The sequence below is a fragment of the Mycobacterium sp. genome (assembly GCF_039583805.1).
GTDB lineage: Bacteria > Actinomycetota > Actinomycetes > Mycobacteriales > Mycobacteriaceae > Mycobacterium.
In genome coordinates, this window is the sequence record NZ_JAVKSH010000013.1 from 1 (window position 1) to 16,423 (window position 16,423).

The following is a 16,423-nucleotide window of genomic DNA, read 5'->3' on the forward strand; positions in this document are numbered from 1 at the left end:
GGCCCGTTTTGGCGCGTTCCGGCGATGCGGGTATTGTGGGGTAACGGCGCAGCATATGTGTCGGCTTCTTGTGTGCCCAGTCTTGGAATTACTTCCGATCATCGGTTCACGTCATGCAGCCGGCCGGTGCTGCACCGAACCGGGCGGGTTGACGAGGACACGGAGGATCGCGGCACAGCAATGGCCAAAAAGGACGGTGCCATCGAGGTGGAGGGCCGGGTGGTCGAGCCGCTGCCCAACGCGATGTTTCGCATTGAGCTGGAAAACGGCCACAAGGTGCTCGCCCACATCAGCGGCAAGATGCGGCAGCACTACATCCGCATCCTGCCCGAGGACCGGGTGGTGGTGGAGTTGTCTCCCTACGACCTGTCCCGGGGCCGCATCGTGTACCGGTACAAGTAGCCGACCGCCCGAACCGCGCCAGCCAGCGAGAAGACAGGATCGAACACGCCGTGAAGGTCAACCCGAGTGTCAAGCCGATGTGCGACAAGTGCAGGGTGATCCGCCGGCACGGGCGGGTCATGGTGATCTGCTCCGATCCGCGCCACAAGCAGAGACAGGGTTAGTCAAGGCTTCCGCGGCACAACTGAATACAGACCTCCCAGTACCAGTGAGCGGATGGAATATTTTCCAGATGGACCGCTCATCGACGTCCGGAACGGAGGCCGGACCCCGGAGCACTCGGCCGGGAACGGGCTGGGATCAGACCTCCGCATAGAGAGGGAATGCCACCCATGGCTCGACTTGTGGGCGTCGACCTGCCGCGCGACAAGCGCATGGAGGTCGCGTTGACCTACATCTTCGGCATCGGCCGGACCCGGTCCAGCGAGATTCTGGCCGCTACCGGCATCGACAAGGATCTGCGCACCAAGGACCTCACCGACGACCAGCTGACCCACCTGCGCGACTACATCGAAGCCAATGTGAAGGTGGAGGGCGACCTGCGGCGCGAGGTGCAGTCCGACATTCGCCGCAAGATCGAGATCGGCTGCTACCAGGGTCTGCGGCACCGCCGCGGCCTGCCGGTGCGCGGCCAGCGGACCAAGACGAACGCGCGGACCCGCAAGGGCCCCAAGCGCACCATCGCGGGCAAGAAGAAGGCCAGGTAACCCCATGCCACCGAAGAAGGCGACGGCGACGTCCAAAGCGCCCAAGAAGGGCCAGAAGACCCGGCGGCGGGAGAAGAAAAACATCCCGCACGGCGCCGCGCACATCAAGAGCACGTTCAACAACACGATCGTCACGATCACCGACCCGCAGGGCAACGTGATCGCGTGGGCGTCGTCGGGGCATGTCGGCTTCAAGGGTTCCCGCAAGTCGACGCCGTTTGCCGCGCAGCTGGCCGCCGAGAATGCGGCGCGCAAAGCCCAGGAGCACGGGGTGCGCAAGGTCGACGTGTTCGTGAAGGGCCCGGGCTCGGGCCGGGAGACGGCGATCCGCTCGCTGCAGGCCGCGGGCCTGGAGGTCGGCGCGATCTCCGACGTCACACCCCAGCCGCACAACGGTTGCCGCCCACCCAAACGGCGTCGGGTCTAGTCAGGGTCGAGGGAGGAGAACAATCCATGGCTCGGTACACCGGACCCGTCACCCGCAAATCGCGCAGGCTGGGCGTCGACCTGGTCGGCGGCGATCAGTCTTTCGAGAAGCGCCCTTACCCGCCCGGGCAGCATGGCCGCGCGCGGATCAAGGAGAGCGAATACCGTCAGCAGCTGCAGGAGAAGCAGAAGGCGCGCTTCACCTACGGCGTGATGGAGAAGCAGTTCCGTCGCTACTACGAGGAGGCGGTGCGCCGTCCCGGCAAGACCGGTGAGCAGCTGCTGCAGATTTTGGAGAGCAGGCTCGACAATGTGGTCTACCGCGCGGGGCTGGCCCGGACCCGCCGGATGGCCCGTCAGCTGGTCAGCCACGGCCACTTCACCGTCAACGGAGTGAAGGTGAACGTCCCGAGCTACCGGGTGTCGCAGTACGACATCGTCGACGTGCGGGACAAATCGCTGAACAGCGTGCCGTTCCAGATCGCGCGGGAGACCTCCGGTGACCGCCCGATCCCGAGCTGGCTGCAGGTGGCCGGGGAGCGCCAACGCATCCTGATTCACCAGCTGCCGGAGCGGACGCAGATCGACGTCCCACTCACCGAGCAGCTCATCGTCGAGTTTTACTCGAAGTAGACCCTCGGGGGCTCGAAGGAGAACCGGCCCCCGAGTACCCCCAAAGACGTCATATGGCGGACGTCGAAAGGAACAACAAACACCATGCTGATCTCACAGCGACCCACCTTGTCCGAAGAGGTTGTCGGCGACAGCCGCTCGCAGTTCGTCATCGAGCCGTTGGAGCCCGGATTCGGCTACACTCTGGGGAATTCGCTGCGCCGGACCTTGCTTTCGTCGATTCCCGGCGCGGCGGTTACCAGCATCCGTATCGACGGCGTGCTGCACGAGTTCACCACCGTGCCCGGCGTCAAGGAAGACGTCACCGACATCATCTTGAACCTCAAGGGTCTGGTGGTGTCCTCCGAGGAGGACGAGCCGGTGACGATGTATCTGCGCAAGCAGGGCCCGGGTGAGGTCACCGCCGGCGACATCGTGCCGCCGGCCGGTGTCACGGTGCACAACCCCGACATGCACATCGCGACGCTGAACGACAAGGGCAAACTCGAGGTCGAGCTCGTCGTCGAGCGTGGCCGGGGCTACGTCCCGGCTGTGCAGAACAAGGCGTCGGGCGCCGAAATCGGCCGCATTCCAGTGGATTCCATCTACTCGCCGGTGCTCAAGGTCACCTACAAGGTGGACGCCACGCGGGTCGAGCAGCGCACCGACTTCGACAAGCTGATCCTCGACGTGGAGACCAAGAGTTCGATCGCGCCGCGTGACGCACTGGCGTCGGCGGGCAGGACGCTGGTCGAATTGTTCGGCCTGGCACGCGAACTGAACGTCGACGCGGAAGGTATCGAGATCGGGCCGTCGCCGGCCGAGGCCGACCACATCGCGTCCTTCGCCCTGCCGATCGACGACCTGGACCTGACCGTACGGTCCTACAACTGCCTCAAGCGTGAGGGTGTGCACACGGTCGGCGAGCTGGTTTCGCGGACCGAGTCCGACCTGCTCGACATCCGCAACTTCGGGCAGAAGTCGATCGACGAGGTGAAGGTCAAGCTGCACCAGCTGGGGCTTTCACTCAAGGACAGTCCCGCTCACTTCGACCCGTCGCAGGTCGTGGGCTACGACGCCGCCACCGGCACGTGGTCCAACGACACCGGTTACGACGACCACGACTACGCCGAAACCGAACAGCTGTAACGGCAGCCATTCAAGACAGGAGCCTCAGCAATGCCCAAGCCCACCAAAGGCCGTCGCCTCGGCGGGTCGTCGTCGCATCAAAAGGCGATTCTGGCCAACCTGGCGACGTCGCTGTTCGAGCATGGCCGGATCACGACCACCGAGCCCAAGGCGCGGGCGTTGCGGCCCTACGCGGAAAAGCTGATCACCCACGCCAAGAAGGGCACGCTGCACAACCGGCGTGAGGTGCTCAAGAAGATCCGCGACAAAGATGTGGTGCACAGCCTGTTCGCCGAGATCGGGCCGTTCTTCGCCGACCGCGTCGGCGGCTACACCCGCATCGTCAAAGTCGAGGCGCGCAAAGGCGACAACGCCCCGATGGCGGTGATCGAGCTGGTGCGGGAGAAGACGGTGACGTCGGAGGCCGACCGGGCCCGCCGGGCCGCCGGCACCAAGTCGGCGGCCGCCCCCAAAGCTGCCCCGGAGCCGGCCGTCGCCCCGGACCCGGCCGTCGACGCCACGGTCGAGGCCGAGTCCGACGAGTCGCCTGCCGACGACGAACCCGCCGAGGCCGAGTCCGACGAGTCCTGAGGACACCGTGAACGTGCCCGCCACCGACGCCGGTGGCGGGCACGTTCGTCTTCGCGTCGATATCGCCTACGATGGAACGGATTTCGCCGGCTGGGCAGCACAGCCGGGTCAACGCACGGTGGCGGGAGTTCTCGACGATGCGCTGTCCACGGTGTTTCGGGCACCGGTAAGGCTACGCACGGCCGCGCGCACCGACACCGGCGTGCACGCCGCCGGGCAGGTGGCGCATGCCGATGTCCCGGTCGGTGCGCTGCCCAACGCCTACCCGCGCTCACCGCGGCCGGCTGAATCGGAATTCCTACCGCTGGTGCGGCGCCTCGCCCGGTTACTGCCCAGCGACGTCCGGGTTCGCCAGATCGACCGGGCACCAGCGGGTTTCGACGCTCGATTCTCGGCCCTGCGCCGGCATTACGCCTACCGGCTGTCGACGGCGCCCTTCGGGGCCACTCCGCAGGAGGCGCGCTACGTCACCGCCTGGCCGCGCGGCCTGGACGTGGACGCGATGGCGGCGGCGTCACAAGCTTTGTTGGGGTTGCACGACTTTGCCGCCTTCTGCCGTCACCGCAAGGGCGCCACCACCATTCGCGACCTGCAGCGACTGGAGTGGTCGCGCGACGGCGAACTGGTCACCGCGCACCTCAGCGCCGACGCATTCTGCTGGTCGATGGTGCGATCGTTGGTCGGGGCGTTGCTGGCGGTCGGAGAACACCGGCGCAGCGCGGCCTGGTGCCAGGAGCTGCTCACCGCCACACAGCGATCCAGCGACTTGACGGCCGCGCCGGCGCGGGGGCTGACGCTGATCGGGGTGGACTACCCACCCGAGGGCGAACTGGCGGCGCGGACCATCATCACCCGCGGCCTGCGTTCGCCTGACTGAGCCGGCCGGGCCCGCGGTCGGCTACCGGAGCCTGGCCGCCACGAAGTCGGCGGCCTGCCCGACCATGTCGGAGTTGAGATAGGCGCCGGCCAGGTGCTCAGGCCAATTGTTTTGCCAGGTGTTGGGGTCGGCCGGGTTGCAGATCGGATCGGCGCCATGACACAACTCGATGGTCCGGTCAGCGTACGTCGGATTGAAGGCGGTGATCGGTCCCACCCATTGCGTCCCGTTGCCGAACAGCGCGACCGCGGCGATATGGTCGTCGATGCCCGGCGGCAGCGGGTTGTTGAAGCCGAAGATCGCGGTAGGCACTGCGAGCACCACGTCAGTGACGGCCGCACCGAGCGAGTACCCACCCGCGACGAGCCGGGTGCCGGGACAGTTGTCGGCCATCTGCGCAAGGTGGCCGCTCATGTCGTCGGCGCCGCGCTGAACATCGGTGTCCGCTTCGTAGTTGACGGCGTACAGGCCGATGTTTTTGCCGGGAACCCGGGATCGCAGCGCACCGAGAAGCGCTGTGCCGATCTGGCCGGCGCCGGGCGGCTCAAGTCGGCCCCGGGCGAACACCAGTTGCGCGTCCGGACACGACGCCGCCGAAGCCGTTGGTGTGGGCACCACTGCGAGCGCGATCACCGCTACCGCGAGCAGCGCGGCCACCGGACGAATAGCCGACCGGTGGGTGGTCGGCACCCGGCAGCCGAGGCATCCCCGCGGCCGCGGGCTCGCTGACGGTGTGCGCACAGCACGATATTAGTCCAGCTAACTGAGATGCGCTTCGGGTTGCTCACCCGCAACTGCGGAGGCGGCGAGGCGGGCCGCGATGAACCTGGCCGCCTGATTGGTCAAGCCGGGCACGTAGCCGTCGACGTGAAAACTGAACTCATTGCCGGGGCCGGCGTGACAGATCGGGTCGCCGGCGCTGCACAGGTCGATGGCCTTCGAGCCCAGCAGCGTACTTTGTTGGGAAATCGGGGTGCCCGCACGATCAGCGATGTTTCCGAACGTGGCCAGGGCCGTGATGTTGTCGACGTACTCGGTGGGCAGCGGACTACCGAAGGTGATTCCGCCGACCGGGACGCCGGCCACGATGTCCATCACCGACGCGCCCTGCGAGAAGCCACCCAGCACGATCTTGGTGTCCGGACATTCGCGCACCACGTTCTTGACCCGGGAGATGGTGTCTTTGGCGCCGTCGCCTCCGCCGAGTTGCAGTCGACCCGCCCGATAGTTCACGCCGTAGGCGTCGATGTTCAAGCCGGTGTCGGCGCGCAGCGAGTCGACCAGCGCCTGGCCGATCGGACCCAGGCCGGGCGGCTCACTGGTGCCGCGGGCGAAGATCACCTCGACGTCGGGGCAGTCCGTGGCGGCGGCTGACGGCACCCCGCGCGGCGTGATGCTCGATGTGACCAGCAGCGCGCCCGCGGCCAGCACGGCGGCGGCGCCCAGCCCAGCCCAGCCCAGCCCAGCGCGGCGCCGCGGCCAGCGGAAACGGGCCGTCGACGGGGTTACGCCGGTTGTGCTCACACGCCGATATTACCGGCCGGGCCGCACAGGTGCCCAGTTCGACGACGGCGACCCGGCCGCTGTGGATCGGCGTAATGGTGGTGCTGCCAGGGTCGCCTATGCTGATCGCCACGCACTCGGGGGGCCTATGGCACGGCAACGGACATCGCGGCTGGATGTCAGCGGGTATCTGTTTGTGCTGCGGCGCGTGGAGCGGGCGCTGTTGCGCAGGGAAGTCCCCGCCGGCGACGACCCGGTCCACGCACCGGCTTGGTCGCTGCTGGCCGGTTTGGCGCTGACGACGGTCCTGGCGGCGGGGTGTGCGGTGCTGGCGGTGCTGCGGCCGCACGGGTCCCTCGGCGACGCGCCGATCGTCATGGCCCGAGAATCCGGCGCGCTCTACGTCCGGCTGGGTGACACCCTGCACCCGGTGTTGAACCTGGCCTCGGCGCGGCTGATCGTGCAGTCGGACAGCGACCCGCGGCCGGTGGCCGAGTCCGAACTGCGCGCCACCAAACGGGGCCCGCTGCTCGGCATCCCGGGCGCTCCGCAGTCCCTGCCCGAGCCGTTGGCCGCCGGGGACGACCGCTGGGCGGTGTGCGACGCCGCCGCGCCGGGCACCACGGCGGTGGTGGACCCGGTTGACACGCCGTCATCGCATCGACTGACCCCTGCCCAGGCGCTGCTGGTGACGCCGGACTCCGGCGGATCGACCTACCTTGTCTACGACGGTCGACGCGCGGTCGTCGACCTTGCCGAGCCCGCGGTTGTGCATGCCCTGCGACTGGAAAATGCTGTCCCACAGCCGGTGTCGCGGATATTGCTGAACGCCATTCCGGAGGCGCCGCCGATAGCACCGCCGCGGATTTCCGGTGCCGGCGGCCGCGGGCCGGCCACGCTGCCCGGATTCCCGGTCGGCAGCGTGCTGCGGCTGACACGTGCCGACGGTGACGAGTACTACGTCGTGCTCGGCGACGGCGTCCAGCGGGTCGGCCACGCGGCCGCGGACCTCATTCGCTTCACCGACTCGCGCGGCACGCGCACGATCGTCGCGGTGGCGCCGGACCTGATCCGCGCCACGCCGACGGTCGACGAACTTGCGGTGTCGACGTTTCCCGACCAGGTGGCCACCCTGCGGGTCGGCGACGGCGCCGCGCTGTGTGTGATCTGGGCGGCCGTCGAGCCGGGCAGCGCCGCGACCTCGGTGCTCGTCGGCGGGCTCCCGATCCCGGCCGGACACGCGGCGGTGACCCTAGCGCAGGCCGACGGTACCGGCCCGGCGCTCGACGCGGTATACCTGCCGCCCGGCCGCGCCGCCTACGTGCGCGCGACCGGCCTTTCCGGGTCCGACGCCGACGGCGGCACCCGCCACCTGATCATCGACACCGGTGTGTGCTTCGGCATCCGCGACGACGGCTCCGCCGGTGATCTCGGTTTGCCGGCAACGGCACTCCCGGCGCCGTGGCCGGTGCTGGCCGCGCTGCCGTCGGGACCGGAGTTGTCCCGGTCGGACGCGTCAGTCGCCCGGGACAGCCTGGCCGCCGCCGGGGTCCGGGTGCGCCCGGGTCCGCCGTAGCCGCGCCGTCACCGAGCCGGCGGCTGCCACCAAAGCCGCCACCGCAAGGCAGATCGCGGCCCCGGTGAACGCCGTACGACGCGCGGTCGGGCCGGCCGGCCGGGATGCTGCCGGGGGGTGCACCGCGACGGGTGGCGTCGGCGTGGCGGCACCGCCGTCCGACGGGGCGTCGGTGCTGACCGCCGCCAGGAAATCGACCAGGCCGTTGCCGACGAGCGGATTCCATCCGCCGGGCGGGTGATGCGCGGTGGCTTCGATGCGCTGCATCACCTGACGGGCCGTCATGGCCGGAAAGCGCGACCGGATCAGGGCCGCCAGGCCGCTCACCACCGGTGCGGCGTAACTGGTGCCCGACAGCGGCTGTCCGCCCAGGGTATCGACGGTGCCGTCGCCCGACGGGCTCAGCGATACGGCCGACTCGCCGGGTGCGGCGACATCCACCCAGGGGCCGGCCAGTGTGAACGACGACGGCGCGCCGCGTGGGTTCACCGAACCCACGGTGAGCACGTAATCGTCGTACCAGGCCGGGCTGACCGCGACCGTCGCGGTGTCCCAGCTTGTCTCGGGCCGCTGAGCCGGGCAGTTCCCGGGTCCGCCGGTGTTCCCGGCAGCCGCGACGACGACGGCGTTCTTTGCGTCGACGGCGTAGGCCAGCGCAGCTCCCAGGGCTCGGTCGTCGAGGGTCGTCCCGACCGGGACGCACGCGACCGCGGAGATGTTGATCACCGAGGCGCCCAGGTCGGCGGCGGCGCGAACGGCGCGGGCCATGGTGTCGACGTCGCCGAATCCGGTGCCGGATGGATCGGCCGCCGCGGCGAACTTGACGCTGGACTGTCGGATGCTGATCAGCCGGACATCCGGGGCGACGCCGCCGAATCCGTCGCGGTGAGCGGGATCGGCTGCGGCGGCGATGATTCCGGCCACCGCGGTGCCGTGGCCGTCGCAGTCCTGTAAGCCGTCGCCGGTGAACACGTAGTCGCCCCCGGCGGCGGTCTGGGGCAGCCGCGGGTGCGGCGCGACGCCGGTGTCGATGACCGCCACCCGCTGCCCGGAGCCGCGGCTGAGCCGCCACACCGGTGTCAGGTCGAGTCCGGCGAGTTGGCGCGACGTGCTGGGGCTGCCGGCGTCGGGGGTTCTCGACGGCGCGGCGCAGATGTCGCGTTGCACGGTCGGCTGCGGCGGCGCAGGTGGCGCCGGCCGGGGCAGCAGCGTGTGGTCGATGGGCGGTGGCGCAATCGCGCGCGCCGCGGGTGCTGCAGACGCGGACAGCACCGCCAGCACCGCGACCACCGGGTACGCCAGCGCCCGGGACGGCGTCACAGCTGCATACCCCGGGCAGCGCCGAAAAGCCCGCAGATCCAGCACGCCAGCGGCACGACTCCGGCCAGCGCGGCGTACTCCAGCACCGCGACGCCGCGTCGCGCCGGGGCGGACAGCGCGATCGGAGAACGGCGCCTGCCCGGAAGGGTCAGGGCCAGCGCCAGCGCTGCCGCCGTGGTGGCGATCAGCGGCGTCTGCGCCGGGTAGGCCATGCCCGCCGCGCCGAACGCACAGCTCAGCGCGCCCATTCCGGTCACGAGGAGCGACGCGGATCGTGTCGGGTCACGGTGCGCGCGAGCGCGCAGCAGCAGCAGCACGCCGGTCAGGACACTCAGCGCCACCCCGCGCGGGTGCGACGCACCGTCCCGGCCCGCGCCGAATGCTGCGCCGGCGGCTCCGAGCGCCGCTGACACCGACGACGCACCGACCAGCGCGGTCAACCGGACGTCGGCGCGAATCGCGTTGGCGCGCAGCAGCTCACGCGCCGATGGCGAATCGTCGTCGCCGAGCCGGGGGGACAGGCCAGACAGCAGGATCGACACCGGCGCCGATGCTTCCAGCAGGCCCAGCGATATCACGGTGACCACCGCGGCGACGGCCTGCAGCGGCGCGGCGGTGAGGGTGCCCACCAACGCCGCGGCCGCGACCAGCGACGCCACGACGGCAATCACGACGAACAGCGTGGCGCTCCGGTCGAGTACCTGCAGCACGATGACGGACGCGACGCCTGCAGCCGTCGCGGCCAGCAGCGCGTGCGGAACGCCCGGGGCGCCGGGGACCGCGAGAAGACCGGCGACCGCCGCGAACCCGACCGCGAACAGGGCCGGCATCCGCCCCGCAACGGCGTCGCGACACCCGCGGTGCGAGAACGCCGCCGCGGCCAGAGCCACGCCCGCGATGCCCGCGGCGATCGCCGCGGCCGCGACCCGATGGGCGTCGCCGCTGCGCAGCCCTGCCTGCATCAGCGTCGCCGCCGCCGCGCCGGCCGGCCAGCTCGCGGTGACGACGGTGGTGAGCCGCGCGCCCCGGCCGGTCCACGGCCGCGCCGCGGCCAGCGACATCGACACCGCCTCGGCCGGGTCGTCGAAACCCGGCGCCGGCAACTGTGCCTGCGACCGCGTCACCAGCAGCACCTCGCCGTCGCGGATTCCGTTCTGGCCCAGTGTCTGCGACGCCTCGAGCGTACTGCCGCCAGGGCGGGACAGCTGGTAGCCGGCAGCGACCGGGTCATCGCCGTGGCCGGTGCCGGCCGTCAGCATGTCCATGATCGCCGGGATCAGCGACACCACCGGCACGGCTATCGGCAGCGCCAGGTCGACCTGGACGGCGCCGTGGCACAACGACACCCGGCACAGGTCACCGTCGGGCATCTGCGACCTCCCCGCGCCGATGAGCGTGCTGCCCCGCGCACGTTAGCGCACCGCCGCGCCGACGGTGTGCGGCGATCCACAGCCGACTTGGCTGCGGCGAGGGCGACGGCTACCGTCGCCGTACGACATCGCTGCCGTGGGGGAGGACCGAGGTGGACGTGTCCGACGATGGTTGCGCGACTGTGGAGTTCCTCCTCGCACCTCGACTGACGCCGCCGCCGTTCGATCACGCCGACGTTGCCGTCGCGCCACCACCCGCCGCGGCGCGGCGCGAGCCGGGCAGCCCGATGGTGCGGCTGCTGCCGGTGGTGGTGGCGGTCGTGACCGCCGGCATGTTCGCGGCGATGGTGTCCGCCCGGTCGGGCACCGTGCGCACCCCGATGTTCGTGGTGTTCCCGCTGCTGATGCTGCTGTCGACGGCCGCGGCGGCGGTCACGAATCGCCGCGGCCGCGAGGTCGGCACCGAGCGCGCCGACTACCTTGCCTATCTCGCTGACCTGCGTGACGATGTGACCAAAGCCGCTGTTGCGCAACGTTCGTCGCTGCTATGGTGTCATCCGGACCCCGACGCGTTGTGGACGCTGATCGGTGGCCGCCGGATGTGGGAACGGCGAGCGGGCGATCCCGACTTCTGCGTGACGCGCGTCGGGACCGGGACCGTGCCGCTGGCGATGCGCCCGGTGCCGCCGCCCCGCGGACCGGCCGACCGAACCGACCCGGTGACCGCGTCGGCGTTACGCCGCTTCCTGCATACTCACTCGACAATCCCGGCCGCGCCGGTCACGGTGTCGTTGCGCGGGCTTTCGGATGTGACCGTTAGCGGTGACGCGGCCGAGGCGCGCGGGCTGGTGCGCGCGCTGGTCTGCCAACTCGCGGTGCTGCACAGCCCGACCCGACTGCGCATCGTCGGCGCGATCGACCAGCGTTGCGCGGCGCACTGGGGCTGGCTGAAGTGGTTGCCGCACAACCAGCATCCGCGTGACAGCGACGACGCCGGTGCGCTGCGGATGGTGTACCCGACGCTGGCCCGGGCGCGTTACGCGTTGTCGGCGTTGCACGCGGATCACGTGGTGATCGTCGCCGACGGCGACGAACACGACGGGCACGCCGGCGTCGCGGCCGACGGTGTCACGGTGCTTCGGATCGGCGACCCCGCCGACAGGACCCCGCCCGCAGGTACCGCGCGGGTGCAGGTGACGTGCGGCAGGCTCGCGGTGATCCACGCCGACGGCGAAGCGACGGCCGACGCGGACCAGATGAGCCCGGCCGCGGCGGTGACGTGCGCGCGCCGGCTGGCCGCGTACCGGCCCGCCGCCGCGGTCGAGGCGGCACCCGGCGGCTGGCCGGCGCTGCCGGGCATCGGCGACCCGGCCGTGTTTTCACCGACGACGTTGTGGGACAGAGTGACGCCGCGCAGCCGGCTGCGTGTTCCGATCGGCACGACGAGCACGGGAACACCGCTCGACCTCGACATCAAGGAGGCGGCCGAGAACGGCGTGGGCCCGCACGGGCTGTGCATCGGCGCCACCGGGTCGGGCAAGTCGGAGTTCCTGCGCACCGTCGCCGTGGGAATGATCGCGCGCCACCCGCCGGACGCGCTGAACCTGGTCCTGGTCGACTTCAAGGGCGGCGCGACGTTCCTGGGCCTGGAGCCGGCACCGCACGTCGCGGCGGTCATCACCAACCTGTCCGAGGAGGCGCCGCTGGTCGCCCGGATGCGCGACGCGCTGACCGGTGAGATACACCGCCGTCAGGAATTGCTCAGGGCGGCAGGCACGTGCGACAGCGTGGCGGCCTACCAGCAGGCCCGCCGAAGCGGTGCCCGGCTGGCCGCTCTGCCGGCGCTGTTCATCATCGTCGACGAGTTCTCTGAACTGCTCAGCCAGCAGCCGGATTTCGCCGACGTCTTCGGCGCGATCGGTCGGCTCGGCCGGTCGCTGGGTATGCATTTGCTGTTGGCCAGTCAACGGCTGGAGGAAAGCAGACTGCGTGGGCTGGAGTCGCACCTGTCCTATCGTGTCTGCTTGAAGACACTGTCGGCCAACGAATCACGGATCGTGCTGGGAACGTCCGACGCCTACGAGCTGCCCGGCACCCCCGGCGCGGGCTACCTGCGCACCGGCTCGTCCGATCCGGTGCGTTTCCAGACGGCCTTCGTCTCCGGGCCGTCGAACGCCGGGTCTGCCGGTGCGGTCCGCCCGCGCCCGCGCACCCCGGCGTCGGTGCGGCGATTCACCGCCGCGCCGAGCGGACCGCTCAGCCGCGGTGCGGGCACCGGCACCGCGTTGGGGCCCACGGTGTTGCAGACGGTGGTGGATCGGGTACGCGGACACGGCCCGCCCGCGCACGAGGTGTGGCTGCCGCCGCTCGGGGCGGCGCCGGCGCTGGACACGGTGCTGGGCGACGCCGCCGCGGCGGTGGCCGACCTGAGGGTCCCCATCGGCGTCGTCGACTGCCCGTTCGAGCAGTGCCGCACCCCGTTGTCCGTCGAGATGTCCGGGGCCGCCGGCAATGTCGCCGTCGTCGGTGCCCCGCAGTCCGGCAAGTCGACGGCGCTGCGCACCCTGATCACCGCCCTTGCCGCGACCCACGACCCGAGCCGGGTGCAGTTCTACTGCCTGGACTTCGGCGGCGGGACGCTGGCGGCGCTGCGGTCCTGGCCGCACGTCGGGGCGGTCGCCGGCCGAGCAGCACCGCAGCTGGCTGTCCGGATGGTCGCCGAGATCCAGGCAGTCATCCGCGCCCGGGAGGCGGTCTTCGGCGACCACGGCATCGACTCGATGGCGCAGTATCGCCGGCTGCTGGCCCGGCGCGACCCGGTGTGCGACCGGTTCGGCGACGTCTTCCTCGTCGTCGACGGCTGGGCCGCAGCGTGCCGCGAGTTCGACTCGCTGGAGGCGTCGATCACCGGCATTGCTTGCCAGGGACTGTCATTCGGGGTACACGTCATGGTGTCGGCGTCGCGCTGGGCGGAGCTGCGGCCCGCGGTGAAGGATCAGATCGGCACCCGCCTCGAATTGCGGCTGGGTGATCCCGCCGACTCCGAGATGGACCGCCGCCGGGCGCAGCACGTGCCCGAAGGCGAGCCGGGGCGTGGACTGTCCCGCGACGGATTGCACACGCTGATCGCATTGCCCCGACTGGACGGCGTCGCCTCGGCCAGCGGACTGGCCGAGAGCGCGGTCCGGATCGGCAGGGTGCTGCGGCGGCGGCACGGCGCGTGCGCCGCACCGGCGATACCGGTGCTGCCCGCCCGCGTCGAGCACCACACCGTCCTGCAGCGGGCAGCCCACCGCCGCGCAATCCTGCTCGGACTCGAGGAAAGCGAATTACAGCCAGCAGCAGTTGATTTCGGACGGTCCCCGCATCTGCTGGTGGTAGGCGAAACGGAATGCGGCAAGACCACCACGTTGCGCACCGTGTGCCGGGAGATCATGCGGACCGCGACCGCCGCGGCCGCGCAGCTCTACGTCGTCGACTTCCGGCGCACCCTGCTGGGCGTCGTGGAGTCCGAGCACCTGGGCGGCTACGCCATGTCGGCGTCGGGATGGGCGGTGTTGCTCCCGGACCTGCTCGACCTGCTGCGCGGGCGAATGCCGCCGGCCGTCGTCACCCAGGAGCAGCTGCGGGCCAGGTCCTGGTGGTCGGGACCGGACATCTATCTGGTGGTGGACGACTACGACCTGGTGGCCACCGCGGACGGTAATCCGCTGAGCGCGCTGCTGGAATTCCTGCCGCACGCCAAAGACCTCGGCCTGCACCTGGTGGTGGCGCGCCGCAGCGGGGGCGCGGCGCGGGCGATGTTCGAGCCGCTGCTGGCCGAGCTGCGAGACGCGGGCGCTCAGGCGCTGATGATGAGCGCAAGCCCGGACGACGGTCCGCTGATCGGGTCGCTGCGACCCGAGCCGCTGCCCCCCGGCCGCGGCACCCTGACCGACGGCCGCGGCGGGCGCCAACGCATACAGGTCGCGTGGAGTCCGCCGCCGTGACCGTCCACCTGATCGAGGCCGGACCGGGTTCGATCCGTCAATTATGTTGTGGCACAGCCAGGGTGGCCGACCTTGAGACGGCCCGTGCCGCGCTCGACGGTATCGACGACCCGGTGGCTCTGGTCGGGGGCGGACCGGTTGGTGTCGAGTCGCTGTGGCGAGACGTCATGCGGTCGCTGCGCTGCGCGGACCGCGGGCGCGTCGTCGTCGTCCATCCATCGTGGTGGGCTCCCACCCGGGTCGAGCGGCTCCGCGCCGCCGCCGGCGAGGCGCAGCTGCGACCGCGGTCGTGGCTGCTGGCCCGAGCCGTCCCGCGCGGCTCGCCGCACCCGGCCGTAGTCGTCGAAATCGCCGAGCGGATCGTCGTCGTCACCGGCGCCGCGGTGGTGGCCGAACCCCGCCTGGGTGAGCCGCGGGACGTCGCCGCGACGGTTGCCGGCGTCATCGCCGAACCCGACGGCCCGGTGGTGATCGACGCGCCCGCCGCGGTGGACGAGGCCGACACACTGGCGACGCTGATCGCCGAGGCGCTGTCGGCGCGGAGCGGCCGCTGCGTAGTTCGCGTCGACGACGCCGGGGTGCGGCGACTTGCCGCGGCCGCGCTGTCGCAGGACCAGGCCGATGACCGGCCGCCGGCTCCCGATGCCGCTCGCGGCGGGCGCCGCTGGATGGTCGCGGCCGCCCTGGTGCTGATCACGGCGGTGGCGGGGTCGAGTGTGCTCAGCCGCGGCCACCCGTCGGCGGGCGGCGGGACGGCGACGACCTTTCTGGTGGAAGGTGTTGTCGCGCTGGAAGTTCCAGCGCAATGGCCGGTGCAGCGGGTAACCGCCGGACCCGGCTCGGCGCGCGTGCAGGTCACCTCGCCGGTCGACCCGCAGGTGGCGTTGCACGTGACGCAGTCGCGCGTTGCCGGAGAGACGCTGACCGGCACCGCCGAGACGCTCAAACACGCGATCGACGCGGAGCCGGCCGGCGTCTTCGTCGACTTCGACCCGTCGGCGCACAGCGCGGGCCGGCCGGCGGTCACCTACCGCGAAATCCGGCCCGCACACGACATCCGCTGGAGCGTCCTGCTGGACCGCGTCGTGCGGATCAGCATCGGGTGTCAGAGTCCGCCGGGCCGTCACGACGCCGTAGACGAGGTGTGCGAGCGCGCGGTGCGCTCGGCCCGCGCGATCCGGTGAGATCGGGGAACCCGGGCCGCGCCGGCGGCGTCCTACCGACATGAGCAGACCCGCGCACACCACCACGCTGAGCACCGACTTCGACCTGATGCGGTCCGTCGCAGCCGCCACCGACGCCCGCAACGAGGAGATCCGGGCGATGCTGGCCGCCTTCATCGGCCGGATGGGCAGCGTGCCGGCGTCGGTGTGGGGCGGCGTCGCGGCGGCCCGGTTCAAGGACGTGGTGGACCGCTGGAACGTCGAGTCGCTGAAGCTGCACCGGGCGCTGCGCGACATCGCGGAGACCATTCGCTCCAGCGAGGCCGCGCTGCGGGAGGCCGCCGACGGCCATGAACGCCACATCGCCGCTGCCGGCGGGAAGCTGAGCTGACGGTGGACCCGGTGCTGTCGTACAACTTCGACGAGATCGAGCACACCGTCCGCCAGGAGATCCACACCACGTCGGCCCGCTTCAACGCCGCACTGCACGAGCTGCGGTCGCAGGTCGCCCCGCTGCAGCACCTGTGGACCAGGGCGTCGGCCGAGGCGTACCGCGTCGAGCAGGCCGCGTGGCACCAGGCCGCCACCGCGCTCAACGACATGCTCGTGGCGCTGGGAAACGCCGTCCGCGACGGCGCCGACGACGTCGCCGCCGCCGATCAGCGGGCGGCCGGCCTCTGGCTGCGGTAGCAACGCCCCGGCCGCGAAGACTCTGCGCGGTCCCGACGGAGGGGAGAGACCGGCGGGACCGCGCAGTGA

General features: G+C 71.0%; 17 protein-coding genes. 13 read left to right on the top strand and 4 right to left on the bottom strand.

Annotated features, from left to right (window positions below):
* The first annotated feature begins 180 nt into the window (after positions 1–180).
* The 8 genes from infA (at position 181) to truA (ending at position 4,743) form a co-directional block, all read left to right on the top strand.
* Positions 181–402: a translation initiation factor IF-1 gene (infA, locus tag ABDW21_RS02905; RefSeq protein ID WP_003418601.1), complete on the top strand. Its 222-nt coding sequence runs from the start codon at positions 181–183 to the stop codon at positions 400–402.
* 50 nt (positions 403–452) lie between these two features.
* Complete coding sequence (gene rpmJ, locus ABDW21_RS02910) at positions 453–566, top strand: 50S ribosomal protein L36 (RefSeq protein ID WP_082082408.1); 114 nt, start codon at positions 453–455, stop codon at positions 564–566.
* A gap of 168 nt (positions 567–734) precedes the next feature.
* Positions 735–1,109, top strand: a complete 375-nt coding sequence (rpsM, locus tag ABDW21_RS02915) for a 30S ribosomal protein S13 (RefSeq protein ID WP_343600172.1) — start codon at positions 735–737, stop codon at positions 1,107–1,109.
* A gap of 4 nt (positions 1,110–1,113) precedes the next feature.
* The gene (gene rpsK, locus ABDW21_RS02920) at positions 1,114–1,536 is read left to right on the top strand and encodes a 30S ribosomal protein S11 (protein WP_343600171.1); all 423 of its coding nucleotides are present in this window, start codon (positions 1,114–1,116) and stop codon (positions 1,534–1,536) included.
* 26 nt (positions 1,537–1,562) lie between these two features.
* A complete protein-coding gene (rpsD, locus tag ABDW21_RS02925) occupies positions 1,563–2,168 on the top strand; it encodes a 30S ribosomal protein S4 (protein WP_343600170.1) in 606 nt (201 codons plus the stop codon).
* Positions 2,169–2,252: 84 nt separating this feature from the next.
* On the top strand, positions 2,253–3,296 hold the full coding sequence (locus tag ABDW21_RS02930) for a DNA-directed RNA polymerase subunit alpha (protein WP_343600168.1): 1,044 nt from the start codon (positions 2,253–2,255) through the stop codon (positions 3,294–3,296).
* A gap of 30 nt (positions 3,297–3,326) precedes the next feature.
* Entirely contained in the window at positions 3,327–3,866 is a 540-nt protein-coding gene (rplQ, locus tag ABDW21_RS02935) for a 50S ribosomal protein L17 (protein WP_343600167.1), read from the top strand.
* A complete protein-coding gene (truA, locus tag ABDW21_RS02940) occupies positions 3,823–4,743 on the top strand; it encodes a tRNA pseudouridine(38-40) synthase TruA (RefSeq protein WP_343600184.1) in 921 nt (306 codons plus the stop codon). Before rplQ ends, truA begins: the two co-directional genes overlap by 44 nt.
* A gap of 21 nt (positions 4,744–4,764) precedes the next feature.
* On the opposite strand, the gene ABDW21_RS02945 is transcribed toward truA, so the two are convergent.
* Positions 4,765–5,400, bottom strand: a complete 636-nt coding sequence (locus ABDW21_RS02945) for a cutinase family protein (protein ID WP_343600182.1) — start codon at positions 5,398–5,400, stop codon at positions 4,765–4,767.
* A gap of 102 nt (positions 5,401–5,502) precedes the next feature.
* A complete protein-coding gene (locus ABDW21_RS02950) occupies positions 5,503–6,204 on the bottom strand; it encodes a cutinase family protein (protein ID WP_343600180.1) in 702 nt (233 codons plus the stop codon).
* A gap of 190 nt (positions 6,205–6,394) precedes the next feature.
* Here ABDW21_RS02950 and eccB point away from each other — a divergent pair, with 190 nt between their 5' ends.
* On the top strand, positions 6,395–7,822 hold the full coding sequence (gene eccB / locus ABDW21_RS02955) for a type VII secretion protein EccB (protein ID WP_343600165.1): 1,428 nt from the start codon (positions 6,395–6,397) through the stop codon (positions 7,820–7,822).
* On the opposite strand, the gene mycP is transcribed toward eccB, so the two are convergent.
* Positions 7,763–9,142: a type VII secretion-associated serine protease mycosin gene (mycP, locus tag ABDW21_RS02960; RefSeq protein WP_343600164.1), complete on the bottom strand. Its 1,380-nt coding sequence runs from the start codon at positions 9,140–9,142 to the stop codon at positions 7,763–7,765. The genes eccB and mycP overlap by 60 nt on opposite strands.
* Complete coding sequence (gene eccD / locus ABDW21_RS02965) at positions 9,139–10,512, bottom strand: type VII secretion integral membrane protein EccD (protein WP_343600163.1); 1,374 nt, start codon at positions 10,510–10,512, stop codon at positions 9,139–9,141. The genes mycP and eccD overlap by 4 nt, the downstream gene beginning before the upstream one ends.
* 182 nt (positions 10,513–10,694) lie before the next feature.
* Here eccD and eccCa point away from each other — a divergent pair, with 182 nt between their 5' ends.
* From eccCa to ABDW21_RS02985, 4 genes are read left to right on the top strand one after another with little or no spacing between them, the layout of a single operon-like run.
* The gene (gene eccCa / locus ABDW21_RS02970) at positions 10,695–14,501 is read left to right on the top strand and encodes a type VII secretion protein EccCa (RefSeq protein WP_343710033.1); all 3,807 of its coding nucleotides are present in this window, start codon (positions 10,695–10,697) and stop codon (positions 14,499–14,501) included.
* Positions 14,498–15,685 (top strand): type VII secretion-associated protein, encoded by a 1,188-nt coding sequence (locus tag ABDW21_RS02975; RefSeq protein WP_343600178.1) that lies wholly within the window; start codon positions 14,498–14,500, stop codon positions 15,683–15,685. Before eccCa ends, ABDW21_RS02975 begins: the two co-directional genes overlap by 4 nt.
* A gap of 40 nt (positions 15,686–15,725) precedes the next feature.
* On the top strand, positions 15,726–16,055 hold the full coding sequence (locus tag ABDW21_RS02980) for a WXG100 family type VII secretion target (RefSeq protein WP_343600160.1): 330 nt from the start codon (positions 15,726–15,728) through the stop codon (positions 16,053–16,055).
* On the top strand, positions 16,052–16,354 hold the full coding sequence (locus tag ABDW21_RS02985) for a WXG100 family type VII secretion target (protein ID WP_343600176.1): 303 nt from the start codon (positions 16,052–16,054) through the stop codon (positions 16,352–16,354). The genes ABDW21_RS02980 and ABDW21_RS02985 overlap by 4 nt, the downstream gene beginning before the upstream one ends.
* Positions 16,355–16,423: the final 69 nt, after the last annotated feature.